This is a genomic window from Brevundimonas subvibrioides (assembly GCF_027271155.1).
Taxonomy (GTDB): Bacteria; Pseudomonadota; Alphaproteobacteria; order Caulobacterales; family Caulobacteraceae; genus Brevundimonas; species Brevundimonas subvibrioides_D.
Genome location: NZ_CP114542.1, coordinates 1,789,761 through 1,801,974, shown reverse-complemented (window position 1 = coordinate 1,801,974; position 12,214 = coordinate 1,789,761). Strand labels below are relative to the sequence as shown.

At 66.4% G+C, this 12,214-nt stretch carries 10 protein-coding genes; 3 read left to right on the top strand and 7 right to left on the bottom strand.

The features are described 5' to 3' along the window. Positions 1-171: 171 nt before the first annotated feature. Positions 172-1,548, bottom strand: a complete 1,377-nt coding sequence (locus O3139_RS09105) for a putative 2OG-Fe(II) oxygenase (RefSeq protein WP_269513743.1) — start codon at positions 1,546-1,548, stop codon at positions 172-174. A gap of 13 nt (positions 1,549-1,561) precedes the next feature. After that, on the bottom strand, positions 1,562-2,086 hold the full coding sequence (locus O3139_RS09100) for a hypothetical protein (protein WP_269513740.1): 525 nt from the start codon (positions 2,084-2,086) through the stop codon (positions 1,562-1,564). 430 nt (positions 2,087-2,516) lie between these two features. On the opposite strand from O3139_RS09100, the gene O3139_RS09095 reads away from it, so the two are divergent. Continuing rightward, entirely contained in the window at positions 2,517-5,348 is a 2,832-nt protein-coding gene (locus O3139_RS09095) for a TonB-dependent receptor domain-containing protein (RefSeq protein WP_269513738.1), read from the top strand. A 681-nt stretch (positions 5,349-6,029) separates the two neighbouring features. Here the strand turns inward: O3139_RS09095 and O3139_RS09090 are convergent. Further along, a complete protein-coding gene (locus tag O3139_RS09090; protein WP_269513736.1) occupies positions 6,030-6,269 on the bottom strand; it encodes a hypothetical protein in 240 nt (79 codons plus the stop codon). Positions 6,270-6,708: 439 nt separating this feature from the next. On the opposite strand from O3139_RS09090, the gene O3139_RS09085 reads away from it, so the two are divergent. Then, on the top strand, positions 6,709-7,164 hold the full coding sequence (locus O3139_RS09085; protein ID WP_269513734.1) for a hypothetical protein: 456 nt from the start codon (positions 6,709-6,711) through the stop codon (positions 7,162-7,164). A 174-nt stretch (positions 7,165-7,338) separates the two neighbouring features. On the opposite strand, the gene O3139_RS09080 is transcribed toward O3139_RS09085, so the two are convergent. From O3139_RS09080 to O3139_RS09065, 4 genes are read right to left on the bottom strand one after another with little or no spacing between them, the layout of a single operon-like run. Continuing rightward, a complete protein-coding gene (locus O3139_RS09080) occupies positions 7,339-7,770 on the bottom strand; it encodes a response regulator (protein WP_269513732.1) in 432 nt (143 codons plus the stop codon). Continuing rightward, complete coding sequence (locus tag O3139_RS09075) at positions 7,767-9,710, bottom strand: ATP-binding protein (protein WP_269513731.1); 1,944 nt, start codon at positions 9,708-9,710, stop codon at positions 7,767-7,769. The genes O3139_RS09080 and O3139_RS09075 overlap by 4 nt, the downstream gene beginning before the upstream one ends. Further along, positions 9,707-10,327 (bottom strand): response regulator, encoded by a 621-nt coding sequence (locus O3139_RS09070; RefSeq protein WP_269513729.1) that lies wholly within the window; start codon positions 10,325-10,327, stop codon positions 9,707-9,709. Before O3139_RS09070 ends, O3139_RS09075 begins: the two co-directional genes overlap by 4 nt. Positions 10,328-10,329: 2 nt before the next feature. Continuing rightward, on the bottom strand, positions 10,330-11,418 hold the full coding sequence (locus O3139_RS09065; protein WP_269513727.1) for a sensor histidine kinase: 1,089 nt from the start codon (positions 11,416-11,418) through the stop codon (positions 10,330-10,332). Positions 11,419-11,584: 166 nt separating this feature from the next. Between O3139_RS09065 and O3139_RS09060 the strand changes: the two genes are divergently transcribed. Then, entirely contained in the window at positions 11,585-12,193 is a 609-nt protein-coding gene (locus tag O3139_RS09060) for a phosphoribosyl-AMP cyclohydrolase (RefSeq protein ID WP_269513726.1), read from the top strand. Positions 12,194-12,214: the final 21 nt, after the last annotated feature.

Here is a 12,214-nt window from a genome sequence, read left to right as displayed (position 1 = left end):
GGTCGAAAGCCCGGGACGAGACCGGCCCCCGTCAGGTCCAGGGCGGGGGCCGCCTGGTTTTGAAGATCTGGCGGTTCCTGTCTGACGAAAGCTGCATGGTTTCCGGTCGCTGTGGCGTAATCCACGAACGGGGTCATGCCCGGCTGTGCGTCAGCCTCTCGATGAGTTCGCTCATCCGGGCTGCACGTCGAATGCGACCGTCAAGCGTTCACCATCGCCCTGGAACGGCTCCGTACCGTGCCACATCCACGACGGAAACAGCACGACGCGCCCGGGCATGGCCTCGACCCAGTATTCGGGTGCCAGCTCCAGGCCAACGCCAAGCCTGCAGCCCCCCAGCCGCAGCCAGCCCGCGCGTGGCTGGTCGGGCAGGGGGGATGGCATTTCGACATAGAAGGCGGACGACACCCAACCTTTCGGATGGACATGGTCGCTGTGACGGCCGCCAGCCTTGAGCCGCACGGACCAGGCACCGACCACCTCATGCCCGCCCTTGGGCGATGCCCGGCGGCTCATCGGATCGGCCCGACCGGCCATGTCGGCAACATAGGTTTCGATCGACGGGGTCAACCGGGCAAAGATCGTGTCGATGGCGGGGTCGCCGGCATACCGGGGGTCCAGTGCGGCCTGAACGCCCGACCGGATCGACTGACCCAATGGCTGGGCGCGGAAGGGGTGCAGCTTCCGCAGGCCTGTCGCGGCGCGCTTTAGCCAGTCGCTGTCAGGGTCAGTCGGAACCGTCAGGTCGAACGGTCTCGCCAGCCGTTCATAGTCCGCTTTTGAAAGCGCCCGAGGATCACCCAGCACTCGCCAGGCGACATAGCGCAGGGCCAGGGCATACTGGTCGTCGGGCAGGGCGGCCAAATGATCGTCCAGGCCCTTCGCGGCCTCGGCTGCGCGCCCGATCGCGAGAAGAGCGCCGAGGCGGACAACGCGAGCCTCGATATCAGCGGGCGCGGCCTCGACCGCTGCCTCGGCGTGGTCGAGCGCCAGTTGTGGATCGAACTCGGCGGCTGCACTGGAGGCGGCGATGTCGAGACCGTGCGGGTGCGGCCCTTCAAGCCACGGCTCCAGACCGCGATAGGCCTCCAGAGGGTCCATGATTTCGCGGGCGATAGAAGCGCGCAGTTGCGCCAGTGTCGGGGTGGCAGCGGATGAAGCCAGCAAGGCATCGATTTCGCCCAGCGCACCCTTCGGATCACCGGTCTGCATCCACCTCAGTTGAACCCGGTCCCGCAAGGCGTCGGCATAGCCCGGGCGACGATGCAGGGCTTCCGTCAGCGCTGCGTCCGCTTCGGTGAGTCGGCTCAGCGCGACAAGAGCGCGGGCCAGGACAAGCCATGTTTCCGGGGCATTGCCACCCTTGGCCATGGCGCGCATGGCGGCATCGCAAGCGCCTGCCGCATCACCGGCATCCCCCAATGCCGCCGCCAGGTTATGCTCGGCAACGGCGCTTTGCGGCCGCGCAGCGACCAGAAGCTCCAGCGATCTGATCGCATCGGCCTGGCGTCCGGCGGCACTGGCCCAGTCGATCGGGGGAGGCTTCAAGGCCACGTCTGGCCTAGCGTTCGCGCCGGGCGCGAACCGAGCGCGAACCATCGACGCTCAGCAGATAGCTGCCCACAGCGCCCTGGCGGATACGCACCGAGGCACCGGCCGCGGTGCGACCCGTCACCTGCTCCTGATCGATCTGGCGCCAGACGGATCCGTCGGCGAGGGTGAATGTCCACTGTCGGCGATGATCCTGTCGCGCGCTGACCAGGGTGGTCTCGATCGCACTGATGGGCTCGTCCTGACGCAGGCGGCCAAAAAGATTGGCGGTGTCGAGATCCAGGCCGAACAGACGGGTGCGAGTGTCGCGCGCTGCGGCCCGGTCCACGACCGTGACCTCGCCTTCCCGCTCGGCGGTGTCGAAAGCGGCTGCGGTGGCGTCGTAACAGGCCAGACGCGCCGTCTCACCGGTTATCTCACGGCATGCCAGCAGGGATGAAAGGAGGGCGGGACGTCCCGCCGTCGAAGCGACCTGTGCCGCTGCGGCGCTGGTCAGGCCCAGGAGGACGGCCCAGATTGCGACTGTTGCGGACATGAGTTGGGCTGGCCGCATGGCTGGGTCTCCGGCTGTCAAAAGGCGTCTCTTAGCGGATGTCGCCGGCCCTGCGCAAAGTGACGAATGCGTGCCCGGAATGTGACATGAATTCCCTAATGCATCACAATGCAGACATTTGCATTGACCCACTGACGCACTCCCGTCACATTCGAGAAAGCTCTGCCAGCAAGTCGCGGGCATGAGAGCGGTTGGGCCGATGGTTCGACCTCAACCAAATGCTCATGGAGAACTCTGCTTGATCGACGCCACCTATCGCCGCCGCCTTCTCGGCACCTCGATGTTCGCAAGCGCTGCAATCGTCGCCGCGACCGCTCTGATGGCGGCTCCCGCCTCGGCGCAGACGGCCTAGGACGATGAACAGGTCGATGACATCGTCGTCACCGGCTCGCGTATCGCCCGCAAGGACTATGTGGCCAACTCGCCGATCGTCACGGTCACGGCCGAGGACTTCCAGGCGACCGGTTCGGTCAACATTGAAACCCTGATCAACGACCTGCCGCAGTTCACGCCCTCGGCGAACATGACGTCGAACAACCCGTCCAACGGCGGTCAGGCCAACGTGCAGCTGCGCGGCCTTGGCACCGGCCGCACCCTGGTGCTGCTCAACGGTCGCCGCATCGTGGCGTCGAACGCCTCTTCGGTCGTCGACCTGAACATCCTGCCGACCTCGTTGATCTCATCGATCGAGACGATCACGGGCGGTGCCTCCTCGACCTACGGCTCGGACGCCGTGGCCGGCGTGCTGAACTTCCTGCTCGACGACGACTTCGAGGGCGTTCGCGTGGACGTCCAGTACGGTGAAACCGACCGCAATGACGGCGACACCAATGCGGTGAACCTGACGATCGGCGGCGACATCGCCGACGGTCGTGGTCACGCCATGCTGTCGTTCGACTATTCGCACCGCTCGCCGATCTTCAACGCCGCCCGCCCGTTCTCGGCGGTTTCCGGCTTCTCCGGTGCCTCGCCCCTGGGTTCGACCATCTTCGACGGTACGAACCTGCCGACGACGGCGGTGGTCTCCGGGTTCATCACGGGTGCCGTGAACTCGAACACCTTTGGCTTCAACAACAACGGGACACTGTTCACGTATCAGGGTGCCCGCGACTACGTCTCGCCGGGCAGCATCGACTATGAAGGGTTCCGTACCCCCGGTCCGCTGCAGCAGGCCGATTTCGCCTACAACACCGGTCCGCTGAACTACGGTGTCCTGCCGCAGAACCGCTACAACGTCTTCGCCTCGGCCAACTACGAGATCAACCCGGCCGCCGAGGTCTACACCGAGTTCCTGTTCTCGCAGTACACGACCGCCAACGTCCTGGCCCCCAGCCCGGCTGCCGGCACGGCCACGGGCTTCCGTGTTCCGACGACCAACCCCTTCATCTCGGCCGAACTGCGCGCCGTCCTGAACAGCCGCCCGATCCCGAACGCCTCCTTCCGGCTGGACAAGCGTTTCAACGCCCTCGGGCCGCGTCAGGGTTCGGAAGCCGTCAGCGTCTATCAGATCACGACGGGTATCCGTGGCCAGCTGGAAGGCACGCGCGACTGGAGCTACGACGCCTACCTGTCCTACGGCCGCGTCGATGACGTCACCACCCAGTCGGGCAACGTGTCCCGCTCTGCCGTTCAGCGTCTGCTGGACGCCGCCGACGGTGGAGCCTCGCTCTGCGCCGGCGGGTTCAATCCGTTCGGTGAGTCGGCTCTGAGCGCCGCCTGCGCCGCCTACATCGGCCGCCAGTCCAAGAACACGACGGTCAACGATCAGCGCGTGTTCGAACTCAACCTGCAAGGCGGACTGTTCGACCTGCCGGCCGGTGAAGTCCGGGTCGCCCTGGGCGGAACCTACCGCGAGCAGAACTACGACTTCCTGGCCGACGCCGCGCTTTCCGCCACGGCGCTTCTGCCTTCGTTCAACGGCACGACGACGGTCCTGACGACGCAGAACGACATCGCCGGCTTCAATGCCGTCAACTCGCTCTCCGGTTCCGACAAGGTGTTCGAGGGCTATGGTGAAATCCTGATCCCGCTGCTGGCCAATCTGCCCTTGATCCAGAGCCTGGAAACCAACCTCGGCTACCGCGTCTCCAGCTATGACTCGGTCGGCATGGTGGAATCCTACAAGGCAGACGCCAACTGGGTCGTGTTCGACGGGCTGACTGTTCGCGGCGGCGTCCAGCGCGCCGTGCGCGCGCCTTCGATCGGCGAACTGTTCAGCCCGCAAAACCTGGGCTTCCCCTCGATCGGTTCGCCGACATCGGCGGGGGCCCCGGCCTTCTCGGCTGACCCTTGCGATATCCGCACCGCCTACCGTTCGACGTCGGGCTCCAACCTCGCGGCCAGCACCAACGCCCAGGTGCGCGCGCTCTGCCTCACGCAGGGCGTTCCGACTGCGGTCATCGATACCTACACCTATCCGAACCAGCAGGTTTCGGGTCTGTCGGGTGGTAACCCGACCCTGTTCGAGGAAACCGCTGACTCCTTCACTGTCGGTATCGTGGCCTCGTCGCCTTTCGAGAACGCCTGGCTCTCGGGCTTCACGGCCTCGGTTGACTATTACAACATCGAGATCGCCGACGTCGTCGGCACCGTTTCGGTGACCGAGCAACTGCGCCGCTGCTTCAACTACGACGGTGCTTCCAACCCGACCTACGATCCCAACAACGTCTACTGCCAGCTGTTCCGGCGCGACCCGGCATCGGGTCAGGTCGCGAACACGTTCGAGACCAACGCCAACCTGGGCGCGCTCGTGACGTCTGGCATCGACTTCCAGGTGGACTGGGTCGCCACCCTGGCTGACCTGGGTCTGCCGGACTGGGGCCGCGTGGCCGTCAACGTCACCGGCACCAAGCTGGAAGAGTGGAAGCGCCAGGATCTGCCGGGCGGCACCTTCACGGAGCGCACCGGCACCCTGTCGAACAGCTTTGGCCTGACCCTGCCGGAATGGAAGTCGCTGACGTCGGTGAACTGGACCAAGGGTCCGTTCGGTGTGGGCGTTCGGTGGCGCTACCAGGGTTCGGCTCTGAACTTCAACAACCGCACCCAGGTCATCGACGCGGTCAACTACTTCGACCTGAACGGTTCGTGGGCCGTCAACGACACCATCGCCCTGCGCGCTGGCGTCAACAACCTGACCGACGAACTGGCGCCCGTCTATGCGCCGGCCGTCGCGGCCAACACCGACCCGTCCGCCTATGACGTGCTCGGCCGCCGCTACTACATCGGTCTGTCCGCGCGCTTCTAGGGCGCATCAAATCGAAAAGACCGGGGCGGCCGATTTCGTATCTGCCGCCCTTTTTCGTGGGCTGCTCTCCGGCGGCGACCAATGGTTTCCGGCCCCGTCAACGGAGGTCGCTGATGCGGCGGCATCTGGTGGAGCCGATGTCGTTCAGGGACCGCCAGAGCACGATCAGTCGTTCCCCGCGCCATCAGACGCCCGGTGAAACAAGGCCTGACCTGCTGGCGCGCGCCGGTAACGCACGCCTTGCCGCCAACTCTCGAACGATGTCGACAACGTCCGCTTGCTGACCGGACCGGGACGGCTGCTTTGCTCCACCCGCCGTATTGGGGTCGGCCTTCAGCGACCTGTAGCCTCGCCCGACGACCGTATAGCAGGCTGCTTCCATGCCCGCGTCGTCGAGGGCTTCGACAATCTGATGGTTCATACGACAGTGCCATCGGCCATCGATCCGGATGGCACCCCTGGGGTCATCGTTGGTCGATGGCCAATGCTTCTTGTCGTAACGACCCCAATCGATCGTCCGTATGGTTTGCTAAGGACGCGAGGCCCTTGCGGGCCTTGGCAAGGCAAGGCCCCCTTCGATCATCGCGGCCGTGGCAAGTCTCACCAACCTTGACACTCTGGCGTCGGATGGGAGGGGTGGCCTTCGTCAGGATGATTGCGCCTGACGCGCTGACGCCGGTCTCAGCCTTCGAAGGTGCAGGTCCAGCTATGGGCATCCAGTTCATTGCCCAGAACTGGCACCCATCCGGCCCCGTACTGCTGATCGCAGGCGGCGGCCATGTCGTCGTCCGTAAGGGTCGCGTCGCTGTCGCCGCAGTACCAGGAGTAGGGATCTTCGTCGCTGACAGTCGAGGCGCTGGCGTCATAGTTGGCCTGGCAATACTGTTCGACATCGATGGGGGTGTGCTCGTCAAACGACACGCGATCTCCAGCGAGTGACGGACTGGCCAGAGCCGCAGTGAGTGCGACAACCGTCAAGGCCAAATTGATTTTCTTCACGACAAGCCCTCTTCTTGTTTGCCGAACCACGATATCGCCTGAACTTTCTTTTTCAACGGCATAGAGGCCTTCAGGCCCTGACCAAAGCTGATCCGGCGACCCCGGCGAGCGGAATTGGCCAAGCCTTCGTTGTTCGATATGCTGAGGACTCGCAGACCCTTGACGGCCCGTGCGCTGTGACCGCGTGTCGTGTCTGGGGCGGGGCCTCGCGTCCTGGTCCTGGACTTGGCGCAGGGCTGCCCGGGTCTCGCAGCCTTCCCGAGGGCTGCGACCCCCTCGGGGCGGCTCCCTTGCCAGATGCGGGGGGCAGGCTACTGTCGCTTGGCTTGAGCCACTCAGGACAGTCAGGAGATCGAGGACGATGATGAGGTCGGTGTTTCCGGTGGCGTCCTTTCTGGCGTTTGCGGCCCTGTCGGCGTGCGGATCCCAAACCGCCTCCGACGCGGAGCCCGCTTCTGCCGCGTCAGCCGTGACGGCGGCCGCGGTCGCCCCACGACCGGTCATGATGGGCGGTGAGGCCGACATGGACGCCTGTGCCGGCGTTTCCCGGATCAAGCCCGGTCGCGTCGTCCTGATCCGCAGCGCGCCCGATCAGAACGCCGGGATCGTGGCCAGTCTGCCCGAAGGCATAGCGCTCTGGGTCTGCGAGGAGGAGGGCGCTCCCGAAGGATGGACCGGCGTGGCCTTCGATATGCCCGATGCCCCCGAGACCTGCGAAGGCCCGGGCACGCCCTCGACCGACAAGGTTCCAGTGCCGGCCGTCTGCCAGTCGGGCTGGGCTCAGTTCGGCGATGACGTGGAAAACGTCGCGGGCTAGGGGGCGCTATCTTCGGCCGAAAATCTATGGTTTCGGCTCGACAGGAACAGCGACCGTTTCCGCTCGGGGTCGGATGCCGTGTTTGCTTTGCCGCAGAGGCCGACGTGCGCGTCTTCCGAGCCCCGTCCGGCCGCCGACGGCCGGCCTTGGCGCAACGTCCCGCAACGCGATCAATCAAGAACTTGCGGCTCTGAACTTCTGTCTGGTGTCCAGCAGCACCCAGCTCCGCATCAGCAACTCTGCCACGTCATAGGGCTTGAGGAGGACGTCATTGGCTCCGAGTGACAGCGCCCTCAGTCTCGCATTCATCGTCGAGTCCGCCGTCAGCACGAAGATGGGCAGGTAGTCCATGTCCGACGTCAGGCGGCGGAAGCTTTCCAGCAATTCGTATCCATCCACGCCCGGCATCATCAGATCCAGCAAGACAAGGTCCGGCGGTCGCGACGCGAACTCCGCAAGGGCGGCGCGCGGGTCGAGGAAGGTCACGACGTCGCGGAAGCCCTCACGCCGGAACGCCCGCTCGACCAGGCTCAGGTTCGCCAACTCGTCGTCTATGGCCATGATGCGGGCGGCCTTCACGGCTGCGTCATCGGGAACCGTCTTCATGCCGGGATGTCTCCGTGTCGTGAGGCGGCCGGCAGCTCGAGGGTGAACACCGCCCCTTGCCGGTCGTCTCTCGGACGATAGGCGATGTCGCCGCCCTGCGCCTGGGCCAGGCCCCGCGAGAGGGCCAGTCCGAGCCCGGACCCCTGGGCACCGCTCCAGCGCTCGGCGTCCAGCCGATCGAACGGGACGAACAGTCGTTCCACCAATTCCGCCGGCACGCCGGGACCTTCGTCGCGAACCTCGATCCGGACGCGATCCGATGACGCGACGACCGCGACCGTCACCCGCCCTCCGGCAGGCCCGTACTTGATCGCGTTGGAAAGCAGGTTGAGCAGGATCTGTATGGTCGCTCGCCGGTCGGCCAGGATCTCGACGTCGGTGCCGGCCTCGATTCTGACCTCCACCCGGTCGGCCTGCGCCTGGGGTGCGATCAGGTTTGCCATATCCGCCAGCAGGGGGGCCGGGTCCAGAGGTTCCACGACCAATGCGTGCCCCCCGGCCTCGATCCGGGCGATGTCGAGGACCTCCTCGATCATGGCCAGCAGGTGCCCGCCTGCCTTGGCGATCTGATCCACGGCGTGGCGCTGGTCCTCGGACAGCATGTCTTCATCCATCCCCAGCAACTGGTTGAAGCCCAGAATGGCGGTCAGCGGGGTTCGCAGCTCATGGCTCATCCGCGACAGGAACTCGCTCTTGGCGCGGCTGGCTCGCTCCGCCTCGGCGCGGGCATGGCCGAGGGCGTCTTCGGCGCGACGGCGCTCGGTGATGTCGCGGGTGACCTTGGAGAAGCCGGTCAAGGTTCCGTTCTCATCGCGCAGGGCGGTGATCACGACGTTGGCCCAGAACCGCCCGCCGTCGCGACGGACGCGCCAGCCCTCATCCTCCACCCGACCGTCTCGCCGGGCGACGTCCAGCAGACGCGAGGGCGTCTCGTCGCGTGCATCTGCAGGATAGAAGGTGGAGAAGTGCTCACCCAGGATTTCGTCAGCCGTCCAGCCCTTGATGCGCTGGGCACCCGTGTTCCAGCTGACGACTCGCCCGGCCGGATCGAGCGCGAAGATGCCGTAGTCGCGCACGCCTTCGATCACGCGGCGATAGCGTTCCTCGCCCTCCCGCAAGGCGGCTTCCCGCGAGCGCAGCAGGTCGCTGGCCTGAACCAGACGACGGGCGAGCCGTCCGATTTCGTCCTCGGCCTCGTCTAGAAGGTTGAGCGGTTCGCCGCGCTCCAGGCGTTCCGCATCGCGCTCCAGCCCGCGAACCCGCCGGACGATGCCGGTGAACAGCAGCTGGGCCGCGGCCAGGCCGCCAAGCAGTCCGATCCCGCCCAGAAACGCCGTGAGGGTCCAGGTCCGGCGTCGCTCGGCGTCGGCCCGCGCCTGGCGTTGCTCCAGAAGCTGGCTCTCTCGCCGCTGCATCGCGTCGATCTCGGCCCTCAACCCGTCGAGGACTGCCTTGTTTGCGACCAGTGCCTCGGCAACCTCCGGGGCCTCGACTCCGGCTGCCGTGCCTGCGCCCGGCATGGCAGCAAGCTGGGCGAGCCCATGTCGCTTCTGCACGACCAGGGCGTCGACCCTCGCCAGCCGCTGACGGATCTCAGGGTCGCGCGTCGTCCGGCCCAGGCGCTCCAGCGTCTCGGGAAGCAAGGCCTCGGCCCTGATATAGGGTTCCAGAAACGCGCGACGTCCCGTCAGGCGATAGCCCCGCACGCCGCTGGCGGCCTCGGCCAGCAGGGCATGGACTTCGTGGATGTCGCGCTGGATGGCGAATGTCAGGCGAACGCGCGCCTCGGCTTCAGCCTCGGCGCGACCGGACAGATGCAGGGCCCCGATGCTGGACAGAAGGATCGCCAGTGGCAGGGCGACGACGATCAACCCTTTCGATCCGAGACCCAGATCGGCCCAGGCCCGGGTCAGTTGCGTCCATGGCGACGGGCCGGTCACGGCATCGCTTTCGCGGCAAAGACAGCAGCCTGGGTGCGATCGGCCACCCCCAGTTTGGCGATAAGCTTCTCGACGTGGGACTTCACCGTGCCGGGTCCGATGCCCAGGTCACGTGCGATCTCCTTGTTGGTCAGACCCCGTGCCACCGACTCGAGAACCTCGCGCTCGCGCGGGGTCAGGCGCGCCAGGTCATCCGGTCGGGGACCGGTCGTCGGGGTCATTGCCTTGCGCAGCAGGTCGCCGGGCAGGGCGGTCCGCCCGCTGGCGACGGCTCGAATGGCGTGCAGCAGTTCCTCACGCCCGGCGTCTTTCAGCACATATCCCGTGGCACCCGAGGCCAGGGCGCGGCGCACATACTCCGGTGTATCGTGCAGGGTGAGGAGCAGCACCCGCGTCGCGGCCTGTTCGATGATGCGTTGGGCCGCCTCCAGCCCGTTCATGCCGGGGCCGAAGCGGATATCCAGAATGGCCACGTCGATGTCACCGCTCCGGGTGTGCTCGACCGCGACTTCGGCGGTGTCCGCCTCGGCGACGACGACCATGTCGGGCTCGCGTTCGATCACGGCACGCAGGCCGGCGCGCGTCAACTCATGGTCATCTGCGATCAGGATGCGCATCCTCAACGGCTTGCCGACGGTACGATGGCGCGGATCCGGAAGCCGTTCGCCGTCGGCCGGGCGTCCAGTGTTCCCGCGACGGCGGCCAGTCTCTCGCGCATGATCTCGAGGCCGAAGCGGGGAGCCTCGTCCGGCGTAGCATCGCCCAGGCCCCGCCCCCCGGAATCCTCCACGCTGAGGATCACATCGCCTCGTTCGGCATCGATCCCGATTTCAAGCCGCACGCGCGCGCCGGGGGCATGCTTGGCCACATTGTTGATGGCCTCCTGACCGATGCGGAACAGCAGGGTTTCCTGCCAGTCCGGCAGCCGACCGTGCAGTTGATCGAAGATGGCGACCGGGTGACCCGCGGCCTCGAGGCGTCGCGCCTCGTCCTTCAGGGCTGCGACCACGCCAAGATCGTCCAGACTGGTGGGGCGAAGACCCGAGATCACACCCCGAAGGTCCGCAACTGACTGGCGCGAGACACCGATCAGGGCGTCCAGCTCCGCCATCACGGGTTCCGGCGCATGGCTGTCGAGGTCCAGACGCAGAAGCTCCAGACGGCGGTGAAGGGCGGCCACCTGCTGGGCCACGCCATCGTGAAGATCGGCCGAAATGGCGGCGCGCTCGCGCTCCTGGGCGGTGACGACCTTCGAGAGGACCTGTTCCAGCTCGCGTTCGCGTCGCTCCAGCCGGCCGCTCAGTTCGATCTCCCTGCGCTGCTGAAGATCGACCGTGAGGCGGGCCTCGATCATCTCGACCAGAAGGCGCAGGGTCTCCGCATCCTCCTGGGTGGAGATCGCCCCCGTATTCAGGGCTGCGGTGAAGACCAGGCGGACGCCCGGACGACCTTGTTCGGCCAGCGTTTCAAGCGGGATGACGAAGGCGTCGCCGGGGCTTGCCTCGGACGCTCCGAGAACGACCCCGCGGGCGTAGCCGGCGAACAGGGCGGCTCTCTGCGCCGCGCGATCCACGGCCGGGTCCAGAGCCCTGCCATCGGCCGCGGCCAGATCCCGGCTGATGCCGATCAGGAGCCTCAACCGCGCCGCGCGCGCCTCGGAGTCCCGAAAGAGGGATCGCAGATCGGTTGTAAAGGCTGCGTCGGCCACGCGGTCATCTTCCGGCTAAGGTTGGCTTTCTAGCCGACCTTGCCTGTCGCGTCATATGCCGAACGGCATAGGCCGTTCGGGGTGCCGATGTGCCGATGTGGCGAAAGTCTGATCCCGGCATCTTCCAGACATCGCCGCCCAGCGGCCCAAGATGAAAGGACGCCCCATGCCCAAGATCCTCGCACTCGCCGGCCTTGCCAGCCTGCTCGCCGCCCCCGCCTATGCCCAGCTGCCTGCGACGACGGCGCACACCGACACCTATGCGGTCGCTACCCTGGGCGGCGTGGCCCCGGCCGCCGCCCCGATCACGGTCGCCGAGGTCGAAGCGGCCCAGCGGGCCTGGGGCAACGCCCTGGTGGCCATCTCCACCGAGTACAAGACGAACGGCCAGGCCGCCGCGGCCCGGCTTGCGGGTCAGGTGCTGGACACAGCCTATGGCTACAGCCTGGGTCCGGTCGCCTTCAAGCCGACTCTCGCCTCGGGTGAGACCACCTTCCGCACGACACGCGAGGGCGCCCTGGCCTATTTTGTGGGCGGCGATGCCAACTTCCCGAGCGATACCGGCTTCGCGCTGAAGGGGTGGCAGTCCTATGCGATCGACAACGCCGCCATCGTGCTCAATGGCTCCACGGCCATCTCGACGGGCAATGTGATGCTGACCAACGACAAGGGTGAGGTGACCACGGTCAACAAATCCTGGGGCTGGGTGCGTGATGCCAACGGTGCCCTGCGCATCGTTCTGCACCATTCCTCGCTGCCTTACAGCGCGCACTGACGCCGCTGGAGACGGCTGATC

Excerpts from the sequence above, each read along its gene's own strand:
- O3139_RS09100 (WP_269513740.1), bottom strand. The coding sequence starts at position 2,086 with ATGTCCGCAACAGTCGCAATCTGGGCCGTCCTCCTGGGCCTGACCAGC.
- O3139_RS09085 (WP_269513734.1), top strand. The coding sequence starts at position 6,709 with ATGATGAGGTCGGTGTTTCCGGTGGCGTCCTTTCTGGCGTTTGCGGCC.
- O3139_RS09080 (WP_269513732.1), bottom strand. The coding sequence starts at position 7,770 with ATGAAGACGGTTCCCGATGACGCAGCCGTGAAGGCCGCCCGCATCATG.
- O3139_RS09070 (WP_269513729.1), bottom strand. The coding sequence starts at position 10,327 with ATGCGCATCCTGATCGCAGATGACCATGAGTTGACGCGCGCCGGCCTG.
- O3139_RS09060 (WP_269513726.1), top strand. The coding sequence starts at position 11,585 with ATGCCCAAGATCCTCGCACTCGCCGGCCTTGCCAGCCTGCTCGCCGCC.